This window comes from Maribellus comscasis (assembly GCF_009762775.1).
GTDB lineage: Bacteria > Bacteroidota > Bacteroidia > Bacteroidales > Prolixibacteraceae > Draconibacterium > Draconibacterium comscasis.
This window is the reverse complement of sequence record NZ_CP046401.1, coordinates 4,114,479-4,135,393: the sequence shown is the minus strand read 5'-3', so window position 1 is coordinate 4,135,393 and position 20,915 is coordinate 4,114,479. Positions and strand designations below refer to the sequence as shown.

General features: G+C 38.3%; 20 protein-coding genes. 13 read left to right on the top strand and 7 right to left on the bottom strand.

Annotation, left to right across the window (positions count from 1 at the left end; genetic code table 11):
- Nucleotides 1–212 precede the first annotated feature (212 nt).
- Together GM418_RS16335 and GM418_RS16330 are read right to left on the bottom strand one after the other, a co-directional pair.
- Nucleotides 213–1,688, bottom strand: coding sequence for an outer membrane beta-barrel protein (locus GM418_RS16335; protein ID WP_158868211.1), 1,476 nt, complete (start codon nt 1,686–1,688; stop codon nt 213–215).
- Nucleotides 1,685–2,245, bottom strand: coding sequence for an RNA polymerase sigma factor (locus tag GM418_RS16330; RefSeq protein WP_158868209.1), 561 nt, complete (start codon nt 2,243–2,245; stop codon nt 1,685–1,687). Before GM418_RS16330 ends, GM418_RS16335 begins: the two co-directional genes overlap by 4 nt.
- 236 nt (nt 2,246–2,481) lie before the next feature.
- Between GM418_RS16330 and GM418_RS16325 the strand changes: the two genes are divergently transcribed.
- The 3 genes from GM418_RS16325 (at nt 2,482) to GM418_RS16315 (ending at nt 5,036) form a co-directional block, all read left to right on the top strand.
- Nucleotides 2,482–3,711, top strand: a complete 1,230-nt coding sequence (locus tag GM418_RS16325) for a serpin family protein (RefSeq protein WP_158868207.1) — start codon at nt 2,482–2,484, stop codon at nt 3,709–3,711.
- Nucleotides 3,712–3,776: 65 nt separating this feature from the next.
- A complete protein-coding gene (locus GM418_RS16320) occupies nt 3,777–4,430 on the top strand; it encodes a NigD1/NigD2 family lipoprotein (RefSeq protein WP_158868205.1) in 654 nt (217 codons plus the stop codon).
- 117 nt (nt 4,431–4,547) lie between these two features.
- On the top strand, nt 4,548–5,036 hold the full coding sequence (locus GM418_RS16315; RefSeq protein WP_158868203.1) for a peptide deformylase: 489 nt from the start codon (nt 4,548–4,550) through the stop codon (nt 5,034–5,036).
- Here the strand turns inward: GM418_RS16315 and GM418_RS16310 are convergent.
- On the bottom strand, nt 5,033–5,905 hold the full coding sequence (locus GM418_RS16310) for a LytR/AlgR family response regulator transcription factor (RefSeq protein ID WP_158868201.1): 873 nt from the start codon (nt 5,903–5,905) through the stop codon (nt 5,033–5,035). The genes GM418_RS16315 and GM418_RS16310 overlap by 4 nt on opposite strands.
- Before the next feature lie 181 nt (nt 5,906–6,086).
- Here GM418_RS16310 and GM418_RS16305 point away from each other — a divergent pair, with 181 nt between their 5' ends.
- Complete coding sequence (locus GM418_RS16305; protein WP_158868198.1) at nt 6,087–7,244, top strand: DUF6051 family protein; 1,158 nt, start codon at nt 6,087–6,089, stop codon at nt 7,242–7,244.
- Nucleotides 7,245–7,289: 45 nt separating this feature from the next.
- Here GM418_RS16305 and GM418_RS16300 read toward each other — a convergent pair whose 3' ends face one another.
- Complete coding sequence (locus GM418_RS16300; protein WP_158868196.1) at nt 7,290–8,957, bottom strand: hypothetical protein; 1,668 nt, start codon at nt 8,955–8,957, stop codon at nt 7,290–7,292.
- Between the two features lie 250 nt (nt 8,958–9,207).
- Nucleotides 9,208–10,599, bottom strand: coding sequence for a dihydrolipoyl dehydrogenase (lpdA, locus tag GM418_RS16295; RefSeq protein ID WP_158868194.1), 1,392 nt, complete (start codon nt 10,597–10,599; stop codon nt 9,208–9,210).
- Between the two features lie 228 nt (nt 10,600–10,827).
- On the opposite strand from lpdA, the gene GM418_RS16290 reads away from it, so the two are divergent.
- Nucleotides 10,828–11,379: an RNA polymerase sigma factor gene (locus tag GM418_RS16290; RefSeq protein WP_158868192.1), complete on the top strand. Its 552-nt coding sequence runs from the start codon at nt 10,828–10,830 to the stop codon at nt 11,377–11,379.
- 4 nt (nt 11,380–11,383) lie between these two features.
- Nucleotides 11,384–11,725: a hypothetical protein gene (locus tag GM418_RS16285; RefSeq protein ID WP_158868190.1), complete on the top strand. Its 342-nt coding sequence runs from the start codon at nt 11,384–11,386 to the stop codon at nt 11,723–11,725.
- Nucleotides 11,726–11,742: 17 nt separating this feature from the next.
- Here the strand turns inward: GM418_RS16285 and meaB are convergent, their stop codons facing one another.
- Nucleotides 11,743–12,864 (bottom strand): methylmalonyl Co-A mutase-associated GTPase MeaB, encoded by a 1,122-nt coding sequence (gene meaB, locus GM418_RS16280; RefSeq protein ID WP_158868189.1) that lies wholly within the window; start codon nt 12,862–12,864, stop codon nt 11,743–11,745.
- Nucleotides 12,865–12,981: 117 nt separating this feature from the next.
- On the bottom strand, nt 12,982–14,079 hold the full coding sequence (locus GM418_RS16275; protein ID WP_158868187.1) for a DUF1573 domain-containing protein: 1,098 nt from the start codon (nt 14,077–14,079) through the stop codon (nt 12,982–12,984).
- A gap of 181 nt (nt 14,080–14,260) precedes the next feature.
- Between GM418_RS16275 and GM418_RS16270 the strand changes: the two genes are divergently transcribed.
- From GM418_RS16270 to dnaB, 7 genes are all read left to right on the top strand, one after another.
- Complete coding sequence (locus GM418_RS16270; protein ID WP_158868185.1) at nt 14,261–15,529, top strand: sensor histidine kinase; 1,269 nt, start codon at nt 14,261–14,263, stop codon at nt 15,527–15,529.
- Nucleotides 15,526–16,236, top strand: coding sequence for a response regulator transcription factor (locus GM418_RS16265; RefSeq protein WP_158868183.1), 711 nt, complete (start codon nt 15,526–15,528; stop codon nt 16,234–16,236). Before GM418_RS16270 ends, GM418_RS16265 begins: the two co-directional genes overlap by 4 nt.
- A gap of 12 nt (nt 16,237–16,248) precedes the next feature.
- Complete coding sequence (locus GM418_RS16260) at nt 16,249–16,617, top strand: sulfite exporter TauE/SafE family protein (RefSeq protein WP_158868181.1); 369 nt, start codon at nt 16,249–16,251, stop codon at nt 16,615–16,617.
- Between the two features lie 117 nt (nt 16,618–16,734).
- Nucleotides 16,735–16,893: a 50S ribosomal protein L34 gene (gene rpmH, locus GM418_RS16255; RefSeq protein WP_158868179.1), complete on the top strand. Its 159-nt coding sequence runs from the start codon at nt 16,735–16,737 to the stop codon at nt 16,891–16,893.
- A 197-nt stretch (nt 16,894–17,090) separates the two neighbouring features.
- Nucleotides 17,091–17,891 (top strand): PASTA domain-containing protein, encoded by an 801-nt coding sequence (locus GM418_RS16250; RefSeq protein ID WP_217447494.1) that lies wholly within the window; start codon nt 17,091–17,093, stop codon nt 17,889–17,891.
- A 5-nt stretch (nt 17,892–17,896) separates the two neighbouring features.
- Nucleotides 17,897–18,940, top strand: a complete 1,044-nt coding sequence (locus GM418_RS16245; RefSeq protein ID WP_158868175.1) for an RluA family pseudouridine synthase — start codon at nt 17,897–17,899, stop codon at nt 18,938–18,940.
- 427 nt (nt 18,941–19,367) lie between these two features.
- Nucleotides 19,368–20,891, top strand: coding sequence for a replicative DNA helicase (dnaB, locus tag GM418_RS16240; protein ID WP_158868173.1), 1,524 nt, complete (start codon nt 19,368–19,370; stop codon nt 20,889–20,891).
- Nucleotides 20,892–20,915 lie beyond the last annotated feature (24 nt).

The following is a 20,915-nucleotide window of genomic DNA, read 5'->3' as shown; positions in this document are numbered from 1 at the left end:
TCCGGAATTTTCTTTGCACAAAACAAAAGGTTTTTCATGATAAGTTAGCTTTAAGCGCTTCACTCCATTAGACAAAATTTCAATTTCGGTTAACCAGGCCTTTTTATTAAAAACAATTTTTGGTTTACTATCGACAGGTTAATCATAAAAATATCAACGATGAATAATTCGTGATGTGAACAATTTTGTAGCGCAACCAAAAAATAAAAGAATTAAAACTCATAATACAGACCGGTATAAACACCAATACGGTAAGGACGAAAACTCACATCAGAGTTTTGATTAATAGAATTCAAATAGTAGCTAAAACGAGGTTCCACAGCCAAAGAGATATTTTTGCTTAACGCATAATTCAAGCCCACTCCCACAGTTCCTGATATGTTTACAGATGAAATATCTTTGGTTTTGCCAATGTTCTGGTTGCCGTACTGATTTTCCATATAAACGTTGTTTCCGGCAACAATTCCGGCATTTACACCTCCCATCAGTTCAATACCAAATTTTGCGTTGACCAGTGAATAACGCAAATACAAAGGTATTTCAATAAAATCAAAAACCTGTGAAAATTCTCCTTCAGTCAACAGTGTATTTGAATTTGCAGGACCTGGACTATATGCATCTCCGTCGAGTTCAGAACCAACCTCCGTACCCGCCGGAGCAGAAGAGAACTGAATTGTTCCCGCAGTACTATTCATTTCAATCTGACCATTGGATAAATTTACTACTGTGTTAAAATATGATTTTCTCTCTCCGCCCAGTGGTGCGTAATCTGCTGCGTACATCAACGAATTGGAATTAAACGCCTCTGAATTTGTTGATCGCTGCCCGTTTTGCGAATAATACACACCGCTTTCAAGGCTCCATTTCTTCCCGGCTTTCATCTGTACCGAAATACCACCCGTGACATTTGCATTTCCGTTCTGACCGGAGTAAGTCATTGAATTAGAGTAATCTTCACTATAGTTCGAATTTTGAGAAGAGTAGCCCGGCGACACCTGAAGCCCCAGCTTCCATTTCGATTCCTCTCTGCCGGATTCATTCAGATTTCTGATATTTTCAGCAATCAGAACTTCATCAGTTCCGCTCATTTCATTTACCGGAATTGATTTTTCTTTTAGCTTTAAATCTCTGTCTTCACTCGTTTTAAACTGTGTTTCGATTTTATCCAGCAAATTAAGATGAGCAACTTCCTTTGTTTCTGATTCAGCTGATTCTTCTCCCGACAGTTTTTGATGAATTTTGGCATCGGCTATAAAATATGTAGTTTCTTCTTCCTGAACAATCGATTCAAGCCCGGTATCCTTTTCTTTTTCATTATGCTTTATCTGAGGTTTACTTTCTGTTCCAGCTATGTTATTCTCATTAAACGCATTAGGGTCTATTTTCTCACTCTCACTGTTTGATTTGGCATTTTCGTTTTCAATATTCTTATTTATATTTTGTATTTCATTTTGTGTTACGACAGGAGTAATCTGCCCCGACTTCTCATTAAAATACCATCCTGCCAAAAACGCCAGTAGCACTACTGCTGCTGCTGCAATTCGACTAAAAAACACAATCCTGTGTTTTCGCTTTTGCGCCTGCAATTGCCCCTGGATATTGTCCCAGACATGCAACGGCGGTTGCTGCGAAAACCTTTCCAGTTTCTCGCGAATGGCCTTATCCATATTTTGTTCCTCCATATTCATGCAGAATAATTTTCATTTGTTCCTACAACTTTGTAAAGTTCAGTTACTTTACGTTTCAAAATATCCCGTGCGCGTGCGAGGTTCGACTTCGAGGTTCCAACGGTAATTTGCATTTCTTCACTTATCTGCTGATGACTCAGACCTTCCATTACAAAGAGGTTAAACACCATCCTGTATCGTGGCGGAAGCTGGTGAATAAGTTCTATCAATTCCTTTGCTGAAATCTTATCTAAAATATCTTCAGAAATATGCTGACTATCATAAATAGAAACATCTTCTACCGGATGCAACATGTTTTGTTTCCTGTATTTTTCAAGTGACACATTCACCATTATCCTTCGTATCCAGCCTTCCAAAGAACCTTCATGTCTGAATCCTTTAATATTTGTAAAAACCTTAAAAAATCCATCCTGTAAATTATCCTCAGCTTCTGTAGCATCTTTCGCATAGCGAAGACAGACGCCGTACATTTTCGGAGCAAACATTTTGTACAACTTCTCCTGTGCACGCACATCGCCGGAAGCACAAGCTTCAACTATATTTTTAAGGTCTTCCAAATCAGGTTATATAAATTCCGTTCAAAATTAAGGAATATTCCTTTAATCAATCCCGAACGTCTATCCTCAATTTTCATACTACAAACGATAAAAACTACACGAAAACATTATCCAGATGAAATAACAAAATAAAAGGTTGCGTTTTCCCAATAAACAAATTCACGCAACCTTTTTCTGTGTTCACTCATCTTTGGAACATCAATTGCAGGAGAACAACAGAAATTAAAACAAAAGCTATGAAACTTAAATTCATTTTCTCACTTATACTGGCTTCTTTTTTTGTCTTTGGCTGCGATTTGGCAAATTCAAACGACGAAATTGATGAAATAAAACTCACCGAAAAAACGGCTCAATTACTGGAAGCCGAGAATAGTTTTGGTTTTGAACTCTTCCAGAATATCTATGCCTTTGAAACCCAATCCGACAACATTATGGTGTCGCCATTAAGTGTAAGCCTGGCATTGGCAATGACATACAACGGAGCCAACGGAGAAACAAAAACGGCGATGGAGAAAACGTTAAAAGTATATGGTTTAACATCTGAAGCGATCAACACATCGTACCAAACATTGGTTGACGGTTTAAAATCGCTGGATAAAAAAGTACTTCTCGAAATTGCAAATGCAATATATTACCGCGAAGGGTTTGATGTAGAGCAGGATTTTATTTCGACGAACAAAGAATATTACAACGCTGAAGTAGATGCACTGGACTTTAGCTCGCCCAATGCTTTGGAAACCATCAACGGATGGGTTGCCGAAAAAACGCATGATAAAATTGACAAAATTTTGGATGAAATTTCACCTGAACAAGTGATGTTTCTTATTAATGCCATTTATTTTAAAGGAATGTGGGCATCGGAATTTGACAAAGATAAAACAACAGAAGATCCTTTTTATCCGGATAGCGGCTCCACTATACAAACTGATTTTATGAATCAAACCCAAACCGTTGAAATGGCATCCAACGATTTGTTTAGCGCCATTCAGCTACCCTACGGAAAAGGGAAATACAACATGTTTGTTTTTCTTCCCGAAACGGATAAAACACTTCAGGATATTGTAGACAAACTGGATAAAGACAATTGGGAAACATGGATGCAAAGTTTTGCAGAGACAGAAGACGTCATCATAAGTCTTCCAAAATTCAAATACAAATATGAAATCAAGTTAAACGATGTTTTGTCGGAAATGGGAATGGGAGTTGCATTTACCGACGCCGCTGATTTTACAGGAATAAACAAAAACGGGCAGCTAAAAATCGACTTTGTAAAACACAAGACTTTTATCGAGGTAAACGAGGAAGGAACTGAGGCTGCTGCCGTCACCGTTGTTGGAGTTGAGACAACCTCTGTACCGCTGTTTGTGGAATTTAATGCCAACCGTCCGTTTTTTTACGCCATTACTGAAAAGGATACCGGAGCAATTCTTTTTATGGGAACTGTAAAAAACCCTGTATATGAATAATTTGTCCGGATAACAAAATAAAGCAACTCATTTATGCGTTAATTATTCAACAGAAACAAAATGCCATGAAACAATTATTAATTCCATTAATATTTGCTGTTTTTTTGTTTGCCAGTTGCCAGCAGGACGATGAAGTAACCCTGATGGAAACCGGTACAGTAGTAGATTATGCAGGTGCCGCAAGTTGTGGCATTGTAATTGAACTCGACAACGGTAACCGTATTCAGCCGCTTTATTACCCCGATGGTTTTACTTTTACACAGGGACAACGTGTTTTGGTTGAATACAAAGAATTGCCAAATGTTATACCAACCTGCGACCGGGGGGCTGCCAGCGATATTTCATATGTGGAAGAGTTAAATTGTGCACCATATGTAGATTTAAACTTTAACAACTATGACAGCCTTGCACGCGATCCGGTTTTTGTTCATGAAGCTTTTATTGATGGCGATTGTTTGCAGATAAAACTATCGTACAGTGGAGGATGTCAGGAACATACGATAGATCTCGCACGGATGCACCCCTGGGTCACTGGTTCATCCAATATCCCTACTTTGGAAATCAGGCACAACGCCAACGGAGACATGTGTGAAGCACTATTTACAAAAGAACTTCGGTTCGATTTAACACCGCTAAAACAAGAAGGTAAAACGGAATTTGTTCTTACCGCCAAATTGGCTGACGGGGAAGATTACTCAGAAATTTTTGATTTGAATTAATTAATAACCATCACCCGTATTTTTTATTTTTTGATACCAGGTTAGTCTTTAAGGTTGTCCGAATTCTTCGGGCAGCCTTTTTTTCATTTCTAAAAAGTATATTTACATAAAAAACAAATGGCTGTAAAGGATATATTATTACTGGGAGATCCAAAACTTTACGAAAAATCAGTCCCCGTTGAAAAATCAGAACTTAAAGAATTACTACCGCAATTTAATCTGATGTTTGAAACTGTACTTGATTTTCGAGAAAAATACGGTGCAGGACGCGCCATTTCCGCACCTCAAATTGGTCTTTTAAAACGAATTGTATGCATAAATATTGATAAACCGATTGCAATCATAAACCCCGAACTTAAAATCCCGGGCAACGAGATGATTGAGTTATGGGATGATTGTATGAGCTTCCCCAATCTGTTCGTAAAAGTAAAGCGGCACAAAAAACTCACACTTTCATTCTACGACCTGAACTGGGAAAAACAAACCTGGCAGCTGGAAGACGACATGGCGGAACTCATACAGCATGAATTTGATCATCTGGATGGCATTCTTGCTGTGCAACGGGCTGTTGACAACAAATCCTTCCGATGGAAACCCTCAGATTAACTTCCTGTTTTTACAAACTCATTTAAAACCTCCTGTGAATATGTCTTTGAAACCGGAATAATTAATTCCGTCGGCGCGTCGATTTCAAGCTTTAATCCGTCTTTTTCTTTGCGAATAAGTTTTACTTTTTCAAAATTTACAATAAACGAACGGTGACACCGAATAAATGAATATTCAGAAAGATATTCTCCAAGATTTTTTAAACTGTTACGAAGAAGATAATGTGATATTTTCTGTTTATTCAAAAAATAGATGGTTACATAATTATCAGCGGCCTCAAGATAAAGAATATCTGAAGGCAACATGGAAAACCGCATAACCTCCTTTTCGTCGTAGAAAGGAAGAAGCTTGCTTGCTTTTACATTGGTATCCTCTTTCAATTGCTCCAGGCTCTCCAACTTTTTTGATTTGTCCTGCCAGGAAAAATATAAGGTGAGTATTATATATGGCAAAATAACAACCAGGGCAGTTATTTGAAGCGAAACGACAAAATCATCGACAATATCACTCTTTTCATGAAGAAAAAATACTTTAAGCAATGTATAAACAAATGCCATTATAACGATTTCAGTCAGTTCCCAGCTTCCGTACTGCAAATAATTTAATTTATGCTTTTTGTTTATCTGAAACATTAATATACGGCTGATTACCATAACTAAAATTCCGGTTAAGATTAAGCCACTGGAATATAAAAACAGTTCCAATTTGGTAACATTGTACCAGGTATTTACTCCAAACGGCGCATAAATATTTATGAATACCAAAGCAAAAGCAGCCGTAAAAAGAATTCGGTTGACAATGTTTTTTCTAAAAATCAGAAATTCAGGTATCTTTTTTTCCCAGATAAGCATAGTCCAGAATTTTTTCAAAAATAAGCTTTAAATAAAGAAATCTTATCAGAATCGTAGAATCTAATCGTAAAATTTCACCCCACAATGAACAATCTCCCCCCTAAATCAACAATCTTGTCCCTGATTTTTGGCAGGCAATCCCATTCTTTTGCAACACAGAAAAAACCCAGCTAATTTCACTTCTACAAATTGGAAGCACATGAATTACACACACTTACACCAGCAACTCGCAACACTTTTCTCCCTTAACAAGCGATGTATTAAAGTTCCTCATTCTGATGTTTGTATCCGAAATCTTGAATTTCATTCATCCTTCCAAACGTCATTGTTAAAAAATGGTATTTTCCAAAATCAATTTGGTATTGAAGATTCCAAGATTGAAGAAAACTGGCATTTTAAATACCCTGTATTCACTCCTTCCGACAAAAAAAATAACCGGGCTATTATCTTATTACATGGATTAAATGAACGCGACTGGAGCAAGTACCTGTCCTGGGCAACTTATTTGGCAGAACAAACCGCCCGGACCATCATTCTTTTCCCCCTGGCATTTCATATGAACCGCGGGAAAAGAGAATGGAGCGACCCGCGGGCAATGAATATGCTGGTTAACTCAAGAAAAAATATGCATCAAAATATTATCCAGGCTTCTTTTGCGAATGCTGCTTTAAGCGATCGCTTATCCGAAGATCCTATGCGCTTTTACCGTGGTGGACTACAAAGCGCCCATGATTTGATTCAGCTTCTAAATCAAATCAAAAACGGCGATTATCCCTTGCTTGAAGAAAATACGCAAATCAATTTCTTCGGGTATTCAATTGGCGCATTCCTCACCCAAATAATGTTTATGGCTAATCCTGGAAATCTTTTAAAAAAATCGAAAGCTGTTTTGTTTTGCGGCGGAACTACTTTTGACAATATGAGCGGAACTTCGAAACTTATAATGGACAATCTTGCTTATCGGGATTTAAATGATTTCTACCTCCGCAACTTTGAACGAAAATCTGTTACTGAAACAAAAAAGAATCTATCAACTCCCTTACATTCAGTCGTAAAATCGTTCAAAGCTATGATTCCGATTCCTTCATTTTCAAAGTTAAAAGAAAAGGGCCTTTCAAGATTATCAAAAAAGATAACTGCTATCGGATTATTAAAGGATCAGGTAATCCCGGCAAAACACATCAATAACACATTAAAAAGTGGTCATAAAAAATTTCACTTTCAACTTCATACATTTGATTTTCCGTACCAGTATTCACACGAAAATCCGTTTCCGGTTTACAACTCTGAAAAGTCGGCATTGGTAGACAAAAGTTTTGAAATGGTTTTTGCGAATGCTGCAGGGTTATTAAAATAAAAAAGCTGCCCAAACCGGACAGCTTAACTTTTATTTCATTCTTCATTAAAAAATGCTGTAAGACAAGCCTGCTGCAAAATTAACAGTAGTTTTACCTAGTGTTTCCTCGTAGCTACCTAAATCAACGTCGGTAAAGGAAATTGTCTGATCTTTATAAAAAGTATCAGAGAAACCAGCATCAAATACCAGTTTGTCCGTAATTTTCCACATAAATCCAAAACCAATGGTAGAAGAGGGGTTACTGTAACTAAAGTCGCTTTGATAGCTGTCTGCCACACCCATATCTCCAACAAGTCCGCCAACACTTACTGCAAATTTTTCACTCAGATTAAACTGAAGTCCCAGACCAAGTTCATAACCATTTTTATCAATTTCGCGTTTGACCATCGTTCCACCTGCCAGGTATCTTGTATTGTATCCCCAATCAACACCTTTATTAAAATAACCGGTATATGAAAATTGAGCTTCCAGCCAGTTTACCGGTTTATAACCAATCCCTATTCCAAGAATGGCCGGCACATCGTTCCTTGTTTCATCTCCGTCGGGGAATAATCCAAGATCGTCAACTTCGGTATCGTTGGTAAGTTTAAGGATGGTTTTCATTTCATATTTCACCGCAATATCCAGGTTTTCGGTTGGAGAAATGTGTAGCCCAAGCATTGGAGTAAAACCAGCACCCGTTTGTTCAGTTTTAACTTCTTTGTCTCCCAATTGCTCTGCAGTTCCATTCAAAGTAGTGGCAGTATTATTTAATGTAGTGGCCTGTCCACTGTAGGTATCAGCAGCCGTAGAGTATGTTCCCTGAACAGTAGACAGCGGCATTTGATCAATTTGTCCCTGAGCTACTCCTAAACTTAACAATCCCCCCTCTAATTGGGCGCGCGTTGTTGCATCAATATACTGGGCCTCCTCCAACTGAGCCAAAGTATAGGAACCTGCGCCGCCATCGACTAAAGGTTGCAAATTAGAGGCCGTTCCTCCAAGTTGCGCGGCAGCTGCACCTGCCAGGGTTGCCAAATCGCTAACTGTTGAGGCTGTTCCTGAAAGCCAGGCAGGAGCTGCAAAATATTGTCCTGCAACCTGCAACTGAATATTTTTAATAGCACCTTCATATGTGTTTTTCGATGGCATGTACCTGACGCCACCATAAACCGAAAGAATATCGTTTATTTTATATGTCGCCCCCAATTGGATACCCCAAAAAACGGAACTTCCGTTAAACGACAAATCAGCGTTATACCCTGTTACATCCAATGTCGGATCGATTTGGCTTAGTGCAGCAAGTCCCGGAACAACCTTGGTTATTGGTATTTCAAACGAAGGCAAGCCTCTGTCAAAATCAGCAGAACCGCCACCGGCATTTGGCCCAAACCCCAGAGAAAATGCCCAGTTTTCTTTTTTGTAAACCGCATAAGCAGTGGGAAAAACAGGTACAGTTACTTCCCCGACATAGTGTCCGTCATTTAGCAAAGGAAATTTACTGTCAACCGTTTTATCCTGAAAAATAGTTTGGCTGTAAAAGGCAAAATGCCAACCATCTTCCAATTTTATTAAACCCGCAGGATTAAAATAAACCGCATCAATATCGGTTGATGCATTTCTCGACATCATGCGAATGAACTGGGCACTTTGGTTTGTATTTGTTAATATACCACCGGCAAAAGTTACCTGAATCAGCATAAACAATGCTGCGAATAGCGTTAGTTTTTTCATTCGTTTAAAATTTATTAAGTGTGTTAATTAAATTCAGTTTTCTCTTGAAATCGACAAATGAGATATTCATTCAGTGTGTAGCTGTTTATTTAACGGAAGCAAATTTATAATTAAATCTTTACCCGCAAAACATTCTTTCTGATTTTCAATTAATTACGGAATTTTCGACCAATTTAATCACTTCGTCGAATATGGACAAAATAAAAAACCCGGAAGAAAATCCCCCGGGTTCATATCTTATGTCAAATTACTATAAATGTATCACCTCATCATAAGCAGCAGCTGCTGCTTCCATGATCGCTTCACTCATTGTCGGATGCGGATGGATTGACTTAATCAATTCATGACCGGTAATTTCCAGTTTTTTGGCTACTACCATTTCTGCAACCATTTCGGTAACATTTCCTCCAATCATGTGCGCTCCCAATAGTTCACCATATTTGGCATCAAATATTAATTTCACAAAGCCATCTTTCTGGCCCGCAGCGCTTGCTTTTCCACTCGCCGAATAAGGAAATTTTCCTACTTTAATTTCGTAACCTGCATCTTTTGCTTTGGCCTCAGTCATTCCTACTGATGATACCTCAGGGCTTGTATATGTACATCCAGGAATATTACCGTAATCAACCGGTTCCGGATTCAGACCGGCAATTTTTTCTACGCAAACGATTCCTTCTGCCGATGCAACATGCGCTAAAGCAGGGCCTGCCAGAATATCACCAATGGCATAAACTCCTTCAATATTGGTGCGATAAAAATCATCAACTTTTACACGTCCTTTATCGGTTTCAACGCCTAATTCTTCCAAACCAATTCCTTCTGTATTTGGAGTAATGCCCACAGCGGAAAGAACAACATCGGCTTCAATAAGTTCTTCTCCCTTTTTTGTTTTAACAGTAACCTTGCATTTCTTACCTGAAGTATCTACTTTTTCAACCGAAGAAGAAGTCAGCACCTTCATTTTCATTTTTTTGAATGATCGCTCCAGTTGTTTAGCAACTTCTTCGTCTTCGTTTGGAACCAAGGTTGGCATAAACTCAACAAGAGTCACCTGGGTTCCGATTGATTGATAAAAGTAAGCGAACTCACTACCAATAGCTCCGGAGCCAACCACAACCATACTTTCAGGTTGTTTATCCAAAACCAACGCTTTGCGGTAACCAATAATTTTCTCTCCGTCCTGCGTTAAATTTGGTAATTCACGCGAGCGGGCTCCTGTGGCCAAAATAATATGTTTTGCTGTGTATGCCTTTTTCTTGCCCGAATCATCGGTAACTTCAACTGTATTTTTTGCCGTTAATTTGCCAAAACCCAGCAGCTGTTCAATTTTATTTTTTTTGAAAAGAAACTGAACACCTTTGCTCATTCCATCGGCAACACCACGGCTACGTTTTACCATCGCAGCGAGGTCGGGTTTTACATCGCCTTCTATTGAAATTCCGTAATCAGCAGCGTGTTTGGCATATTCAAAGGCTTGTGCACTTTTAAGTAATGATTTGGTTGGAATACATCCCCAGTTCAAACAAATACCACCGATATTTTCTTTTTCAACAACGGCAACTTTTAATCCAAGCTGCGATGCTCGAATGGCAGCAACATATCCACCAGGACCACTTCCAACAACAATTACATCGTAATTCATTATGTCTGTTTTTTTGATTATTGACTTTAAGTTACTATAACATTTCTAATTTTGAAAGGTTCTACAAATTTAACGCATTTGAAGCTTTTAACCATACTGTAGTGTATGGTTCTATCCATAAATTAGTCTGCTTACCGAAAACAATTTCAACGTATCAGAAAATAATACGAAATTTCCTAAAATATATTTTTGAGTTGATCGTCTCAAAAAACAGAAGACAATTAAACAATGGTGAAAACAGAACATGTTGAACAGACTTTCCGCAAACAAAATAAAAGTTTGCTGAATTATATCCGCAGACACTTGCCCCTGGAACAAGCGGAAGATGTTTTGCAGGATGTTTTCATCCAATTCTTTAGCAGCTACGAACACATTCGGTCTGTTGAAAATATTTCCTCGTGGTTGTATAAAACAGCTATCAACCGTGTTATCGATTTAAAACGAAAGAAGAAGCCGGATTTATTCAGCGATAAGGAAATAAAAAACTCTGTAAGCGATGATGGGGTTTTATATCTCGAAGATATTTTGCCAACACTAAACGACGGTCCGGAAGAAGACTTATTTCGTAAAATAATCTGGGAGGAAATTGAAGAAGCCCTGGATGAATTGCCAGAGGAACAGCGGGAAGTTTTTGTTCTCCATGAATTCGAAAACCGTTCGTTCAGGGAAATAAGCCGGATTTCCGGAGAGAAAGTAAATACACTCATTTCGCGGAAAAGATACGCAGTGCTCTATTTACGTGAAAAATTAAAAGGATTATATCAACAATTAAAACAATAAAGTAATGAAAAAAGTAAGGTATATTACAGGCGCAATATTTTTTGGAACCGCATTTTTTGTATTGGCCATTTTTGTCACGATGTGGCTTTGGAACTGGTTAATGCCTGCCCTGTTCAGTCTGGGAGCGATAACTTTTTGGCAGGCTGCCGGCATACTGATTTTGTCAAAAATTCTGTTTTCGGGCGGTTGTCATGGACGCAACTGGCATTCCGACCGCAAAAAGAAGTACTGGCACGGCCGCTTGGAAGAAAAATGGAAAAAAATTCCGGATGAAAAAAGAGAAAGAATTATTCAAAGAATGAAAGAAAAAGGTTTTCACAATGATGCAGAAACAGAAAAACCGTAAAGAAAAAAAGAGAGTTCTTAACTCTCTTTTTGATTTTCGTTATGTATTTTCAATAATTCACCCGCGGCAACAAAAGAACTCATTTGGTTATTTAAAACGCTGGATTCCATTTCTGCAATTTTTCCCTTGATGAAAGGATTTTGATAAAAATCTCTTTTCAGTTGTTCCTGAATGGTTTCATGCATCCAAAAAATTGCCTGCTGGTTACGTTTACGGGAAAAATATCCATTTTGTGCGGTCTGCTTTTTATGTTCTTCAATCTTGTCCCAAACATCCACTATTCCTTTTTTTGTTGCAGCCGAACAGGTTAAAACCTGTGGTCGCCATTCCGATTCTTTGGCCGGAAACAAATGAAGAGCATTCTCATACTGTCGTTTTGCCATCTTAGCTTTATCCACATTATGTCCATCGGCTTTATTAATGGCAATTAAATCAGCCATTTCCATAATCCCGCGTTTTATGCCTTGTAATTCATCGCCTGCTCCGGCAAGCATAAGCAAAAGAAAAAAATCAGTCATCGAATGCACGGCTGTTTCGCTTTGTCCTACTCCTACCGTTTCGATAAAAATATGAGAAAACCCCGCAGCTTCACAAAGAACAATGGTTTCACGGGTTTTTCGGGCAACACCTCCGAGCGACCCGGCTGAGGGACTCGGTCGGATATATGCATTTTTATCACCTGATAAATCTTCCATGCGGGTTTTATCTCCAAGAATACTTCCCTTCGAACGTTCACTGCTTGGATCGATCGCCAGCACGGCAAGTTTGTTTCCCTGTCCTGTTAAATATTTCCCAAGAGCTTCAATAAACGTACTTTTCCCAACTCCGGGAACTCCGGTTATTCCAATTCGTAATGAATTTCCACTGTGCGGCAAACATTTTTCAATAATCTGTTGAGCTATTTTCTGATGTTCGGGCTTTGAGCTTTCAACCAAAGTAACAGCCCGACTCAAAAGAGTAATGTCTCCTTTTAAAATACCGTTAACATATTCATCAACCGACAGCAGTTTCCGTTTTTTTGTTAGAAAACGCTGCACCGATTCATTGTTCACAATTTCGGGTTGCGGAATTCCTTTATTTACTTTAAGTCCCTTATATTCAGAATTATTCTCAATATGTTCGTGTGAATTGTCTCCCATTCTGCTTTTTCAATTTTATGCAAAAATACGACTATTCAATTAAAGTGACCAATAAAAAAAAATGCCGCAGACAATAACCTGCGACACTCTTTGTCATGACTATTAAATAAACGTTTTTTAACTTTCAGTAGTTGTAACAACATTACTCGAAATGCGCAGTATTGTTGTTGGATTTTTGGGATCGTTTGTAATAACCGTTATGGATTTACTCTGACGACCTCGTTTCCCGCGCGAATCAAAAGTAACTTTAATTGGTGCGGTTTCTCCCGCTGCAATAACTTTTTTAGCCGGAGCAACAGCTGTACATCCGCAAGACGAACGTACATTACGAATTATCAAATCTGATTTTCCCTCATTTGTCAAAGAAAAAGTATGTTCTTTTTTCTCTCCCTGGGTCATTTCACCAAAATCAAAAGTTTTTTCCGGATAGTTAGCTACCGGGGCATTTGCCAGTTGTTCAGATGTAAGATTCGAAAAATCTTCTTCGATAGTTGCACTAATCCCGATTGAACTTTTATAATCGTTGCTTCCGTCAAGCGAAAGATAAATTCGGTGAGATGCAAAACCAAAAGCGTTTACTTTTTCAGCATCATAAGTAACAACCAATTTTCCCTTGCCATGCGCCGGAATTGTTTCGGGTTCAACTTTCGCGGTTAAATGCCCGGGGACGCTCCGGAATCCAACTTTAACCGGACCATCTGTATCGTTGACCAACTCCAAATCTTTGGTATCTTTTTCTTTTTCTGTCATTTTGGAGAAAGAAATATGGTTGGTTTTCACCCTTAAGGCACCCACTTTTCTAGGATACAGTTCCGCCAACGTTTTTTCCCTTTGCTGCGCACTACCCATTATCCTTAATATTACGGTAGAATTTTCAGCATTTGATTGAACAGTGACTGATTTGTTAAACGAGCCCGGACGATTTTTGGGATCATAACTCACGATAATTTCCCCCTCACCACCCGGAGCAACCGGTTCTTTTGTCCACTTAGGAGTAGTACAGCCACAAGAAGCTCTAACATTGTTTAAAACAAGTGGAGTTTCTCCCTGATTGGTAAATTTAAAAGTAGTTTTTTGAACACCTTCAGATTCTTTAAAGTTTCCAAAATTGTGTTCAAGTTCATCAAAAACAATTTTAGCTTTTCCTTGGGCAAATGCATTTGTCACAGCAATTACCAAAGCAAAAACGGTAATCATTTGTAAAATTCGTTTCATAATATGCTTTTTAAAATGTGTTGGTTCTATATTTTATAACTTTACCATATCAATTTAATAAACAAATGTATAAAGCATTATTGTAAACTGTGTTAACCAAGGCCAATATTTTGTTAATGAACTGTTAACAAACAGTTTCAAACAAAAATTTGTTTAGTTTAGAGGTCAATCAACTTAATCGATGAAAGGCAAAACCTTAAAATATATTATTTTTTTAGCTTTAGTTTCTATAACTGGTGTCCTGTCTATCCAATTTTTTCTTTTAAGAAATTCATATAAATACAGTGAAAAACAATTTACTGAGAGTACCGTCGTAGCCTTAAAAGAGGTTGCCTGGCAATTGCTCCAGGAAACAGGGAACACAGCGAATTTCGATAGCATTATTCCGGTCGAGATTGTTGCTGACAACATGTACAGAGTATATATTCAGGTTTTCGACAGGGAGCTATTAAAACAACAGCTTATTGAAGAACTAAAAAAACATGAAATATACACCAATTTTGAATTTGCCGTTTTTAATCCCGAAACGGAACAAATGGGCGAAGGAACACTGATCACCTCCGATCTGGATGAAAAACAAACCTATTTTACCTTTCCGCTGAGTAAACGATGCACCGATTACTTTAGTGTTCATTTCCCTAATCGTACATCCTATTTTAATTCGCGGTTATCTGTTTGGTACTTTTTTTCCGCATTACTTATGTTGGTTGTTTTCTTTTTCGGATATACGCTGTGGGTAATTATTAAACAACGCCAACTTTCCGAAATTCAAAAAAACTTTATTAATAATCTCACACACGAACTAAAAACGCCTATTTCATCGATTGGTTTGTCGGCAAAAGTGATCAACGATAAAAAAATTCTGGAAACACCTCAGCGTTTGTTCGAATACACCAAAATTATCCAGGAACAAAACAACCGCTTATCCAAAAATGTAGAGAATGTGCTCAATCTGGCATCGATTGAAAAAAACCGGATTCACCTGGATAAAGAAGATATTCATCTTTCATCGTTTTTAAGCGAAACCATCGAACACTTCAAACAGTCTGATTTTGGACAAAAAGCAAATATTAATACAAAATTAAATGGCTTTAATGCAGTTGTTTATGCTGACAAATTTCATTTTTCGAATTTAGTTGTCAACATACTTGAAAATGCTGTAAAGTATTGTGAACAGAAACCGGAGATCGACATTGAACTGAAAAAAATTAAAGGTAAATATGAACTCGAAATAATTGATAACGGTATTGGGATTCCAAAAGAACACCGAAAAAAAATATTTAAAAAATTCTACAGAGTTCCAACCGGAAATGTTCATAATGTAAAAGGATTTGGTTTGGGGCTTGACTATGTTTATAAAATCGTTAACGCACAGGGTTGGAAAATAAGGGTAGAGGAAAATCCAAAAGGAGGAAGTATATTTACACTCACAATACAAAATACAAAATGAACAAACCTGTTTATACAATATTACTTGTTGAAGACGACGATGCTTTACGTTTTATTGTAAAAGACAACCTTGAACAAAATAACTACAATGTTTTAGTTGCTGAAGATGGTGAGAAGGCTATTCAACTTTTTAACGAGAATAATTTCGATTTAATAATTTTAGACGTAATGCTCCCAAAAGTTGATGGATTTCAGGTAGCCAAAAAAATCAGGGAACAAAACGAGCATGTACCCATCATTTTTCTCACGGCGCGGTCGATGACTGAAGATAAAATAGCAGGGCTCACTATTGGAGGCGATGACTATATTCCCAAACCATTTAGTATGGAAGAACTGCTGCTAAAAATAAAAATCTTTTTAAAACGCAGCCAAACCGTTCCAATCGGGGAAGAATCCCAAATAAAAAAAATAAAGATTGGAAATTTTATCTTTCAACCAGATGAATTATCGCTTACCATTAACGGAGATGTGCGCAGCCTCACACTTAAAGAAGCCGAACTGGTAAAATATTTTGCCGAAAACGCCAACAAAGTTTTAGGCAGAAATGACATTTTGGAAAATGTGTGGGGCTCGAATGATTATTTTCTCGGACGCAGCCTCGACGTTTTTATATCGCGGCTACGTAAATATTTCAAACCGGATCCCAGCATAAAAATTACAAATCTTCATGGTATTGGCTTTCGGTTTTCCGTAAAAAACGAAGGATAAAAAAATATAAGAATGAGTTTGTACCAATTAATACTATTGATCATCATCGGTCTGCTATCCGGCATGCTTGCCGGAGTTTTTGGTGTTGGCGGTGCAATTATTGTGATTCCGGCATTGGTTTTTATTATGGGACTTACCCAACACCAGGCGCAGGGCACAAGCCTTGCATTTATGATTCCGCCAATTGGGATACTTGCGGCCTGGAACTACTGGAAAGCAGGTTATGTAAACTGGAAATTTGCATTGATTCTTTCGCTTACCTTTGTGGTAGGAGCCTATTTGGGATCCAAATTCTCAGTGAATATCCCGGATAAAGTACTCCGGAAGATTTTTGGAATTTTATTACTTTTTGTAGCAGTTAAGATGATTATTTCAAAATAATTGGGCTGATTGACAAATTATTCCAATAAAAAGCTTTTTGTTTTTGGAAGAAATAAAAAAACAGCTATTTTTGCAGTCCGAAAATTTTAATGGGTAAACGCGAAAAAATAAATAGAAATGAAAAGAACATTTCAACCATCGAATAGAAAAAGAAAAAATAAGCACGGTTTTAGGGAAAGAATGTCCACTGCAAACGGAAGAAAAGTTTTAAAATCCCGTCGTGCAAAAGGAAGAAAAAAATTGACCGTTTCAGACGAACCAAGGCATAAAAGATAATTTATACCTCAATTAGTTTTAGCGGGAAGGTAAGGAATACGAATTCTTTACCTTTTCGTGTTTATAGGTACTTCATTTTTCCAATCAAAACTCACCCCGAATCTTTTAAAATTTAAGAAATTCATTTCAAACACTTTCAGCATACTAATTTTGGATTATTTTTGTTTTCTAATTGACCGATATTTAAAAATATGAGTTTGAAAAAATTTCTTTTAAGCCGCACATTTCTGATACAGATAATTATTGCTGCCATAATCGTCTTTTCGCTTATTTTTTTCACGATGTACGGGCTAAAAATATACACAAAACACGGGGAGTCATACCCTGTCCCGAATTTTGAGGGAATGAATCAGGATGAAGCTGTTCAGATTGCAGCAAACCAGAACCTGAAAGTGGAAATAGTTGATTCGGTTTATACAGATGATGTTGCGCCGGGCGAGATTATTGATCAGGTGCCAGAAGCAGGTTTTAGAGTAAAAGAAAGCAGGACTATTTTTTTAACGATTAATTCGACGCAACCAGAACAGGTAATCCTTCCGAAACTTACAGATATTTCTTACAGGCAGGCCCAGGTTTTGATTGAAAACAGTGGCTTTAAAGTCGGAGAGATTTCTTATCAACCGTCGGAATATAACGATTTAGTGCTGAGTGTGCAGATCGATTCAGTAAATGTAAAGCCCGGGAAGAAAATATCAAAAGGAACAAATATAGATTTGATTATCGGGCGCACCCAGGGAAACACGGCGACTCCCCTCCCCAACCTAATCGGGCTTTCTATTGAAGAAGCCGAAAATACATTGACCCACGCGATGTTAAACATGGGAGTATTAATTTACGACGAAACAATTATTTCGAAAGATGATTCGACAAATGCCAGGGTATGGAAGCAAAACCCAAACCCCAAAATTGTGGGCAACGTAAATCTCGGATCTTCGGTTGACATTTGGATAACGATAGATGAATTAAAAATTGAAGAAACATCGGGGCCTGAATTATAACAACTATGGAAGATCATTTAAGGGAGTACAATGAAGAGCTGGAAGAAGGTGGAATGTTTGAACATTATCGCCTGACAGTTGATCCGGGCCAGTCCTCTCTTCGTATCGATAAATTTCTATCCAATCGTATCGACAATGCTTCGCGCAGCAGAATACAGGCAGCCGCTGATGCAGGGAATATTTTAGTTAACCAGGTGCCTGTTAAACCCAACTACAAGGTAAAGCCAAACGATGAAATCCTTATCGTCATGGATTACCCGCGACGTGAATTAAAAATTATTCCAGAAGATATTTCACTGGATATCGTGTATGAAGACGACCAGTTACTGGTAATCAACAAACCGCCGGATTTTGTCGTCCATCCCGGACATGGAAATTACTCCGGCACTTTGGTAAATGCACTGGCTTATTATTTCCGCGATCTCCCTTTGTTTAACAGTGAAGATCCACGGCCTGGCCTGGTCCATCGTATTGATAAAGACACTTCGGGATTAATGGTGATAGCAAAAACTGAAACGGCAAAAAATAAACTGGCACTTCAGTTTTACGAAAAAACATCGGAGCGAAGATACCAGGCCCTGGTTTGGGGTAGTGTAAAAGAAGATGAAGCTACAATAACCGGAAATATCGGACGGAGCCTGAAAAACAGACAGGTTTTTACTGTATTCCCTGAAAGTGATTACGGCAAACATGCTGTCACTCATTATAAAGTTTTAAAACGAATCGGCTATGTAACTCTGGTAGAATGTAAACTTGAAACCGGACGCACACATCAAATCCGGGTTCATATGAAATATATAAACCATCCGCTGTTTAATGATGCAAATTATGGTGGCGACCAAATCTTAAGGGGAACAACTTTTAGCAAATACCGGCAGTTTGTACAAAACTGTTTTAAAATTCTTCCAAGGCAGGCCTTACATGCAAAGACTCTCGGGTTCACACATCCATCAACGGGCAAATTTATGCAGTTTAATTCGGAACTCCCCGAAGACATGAGTACGGTAATTGATAAATGGGAAAATTATATTGCGCACAGGAATGACTAGCAAACCAAAACCCCAAGCCATGCTACCAGGGATTTAAAGATGAGTATTGCAAAAGCAAAAAACGACGGAGAATTGAAAATACGTTAAATACCCGGGAAGAACGCAGCAAACTCCTCCTGTAAAAAGAAAATTTCGACTAAGCAGACAAATACCCCCGGATGCTACAGAATAAATTACTCCCCGATAAAAGAAATCCGGTGTTATCCCGCAACAAATCGATGCTACAGAACTTTATTTATGGAACTAATTTCATTTACAATCGAGAGAAAACAGGAAAATTAATTCAATTAACAATTGTGAATTCAGATAGTTAAAAAGAGTTTTTAAAGGTTGAAAAAGAGTACCGATTTTATTTTGTTTCGCTTTATTTGATTTTCTACTTTTGAGCTTCCAATGCAAAACGATTGACTATTTTTATTAAAATTTTATGGCTGAAAGAAAAAAGACACAAGCACAATTTTCAATTGAACAGATAAATGCGCAGTATGGAAAACTACCTCCTCAGGCAGTTGAAGTGGAAGAGGCAGTTTTAGGAGCATTAATGCTCGAAAGAGATGCATATGTTACAGTTGCCGATATTATTGACACCTCCAGCTTTTACAAGGAAGAACACCAAAAAATATTTGAAGCCATAAAAAAACTCTCGGGCAAGGAAAAACCTGTCGATTTGCTGATGGTTACACAGGAATTAAAAGACCGGGGGCAACTGGATGAAGTTGGAGGCCCCGGCTACATTACGCAATTAACACGCAGGGTTGCCTCAGCCGCGCATATTGAGTTTCACGCCAGAATTATCGCCCAAAAATACATCCAAAGAGAACTCATTCGCGTCTCCTCTGAAATTCAGGCAAAATCGTATGACGACACCATTGATGTTGACGATTTAATTGATTTTTCTGAATCATCGCTTTTTCAGGTGGCAGAGGGAAACATAAAAAAAGAAACCGTTCCGATAAAGCCTGTTTTGAACGATGCCATTTTGCAAATTGAAAAGGCGCGAAACCAGAAAGACGGATTAAGCGGAGTCCCTTCAGGCTTTACTGGTCTTGACCGGATTACCAACGGCTGGCAAAAAACCGATCTTATTATTATCGCCGCACGTCCGGCAATGGGAAAAACCGCCTTTGTTCTTTCCATGACACGTAACATGGCAGTAGATCACAACCGACCGGTGGCTATTTTTTCACTGGAGATGTCATCACTTCAGCTTGTTACCCGTCTGATTTCTTCAGAAACTGAGATTAGTGCAAATAAACTAAAAACCGGGCAGTTGGAAGATTGGGAATGGGAACACCTGAACCGTAAAATAGCAAATCTTGACAAGGCTCCAATATTTATTGACGACACACCGGCATTGTCTATTTTCGAATTTCGGGCCAAATGCCGACGTCTGAAAATGCAATACGATATTCAGGCCGTGATTGTCGACTACCTCCAGCTGATGACTGCGGGAACCGATAGTCGTGGTAGTCGCGAACAGGAAGTAAGTACAATTTCCCGCTCATTAAAAGCTATTGCAAAAGAACTTGACGTACCGATTATGGCATTGTCGCAATTAAATCGTTCAGTGGAGTCGAGAGAAGGCAAACGGCCTCAGTTGTCCGACCTCCGTGAATCCGGTGCGATTGAACAGGATGCCGATATTGTTACTTTTATCCATCGCCCGGAGTACTTTGGGATTACAGAAGACGAATCAGGGAATTCGCTGCTGGGTGTTGCTGAAATTATTATTGCAAAACACAGAAATGGTGCCACCGGCGATGTTCACTTGTCATTCAAAAAAGAACTGGCCAAATTCTCGGATATGGAAACAAATTTTGGCGACGGCTTGGGAGACGCAAAAACTTATAGTTCAAAAATGAATGAAGATGACGATGATTTGGGAGTCGGAATTTCATCCAATAACAGTTTCGACAAACAGAATCCTTCTACCAACGACACCCCTTTCTGATGCAGTGAACTTATTCTTACTACA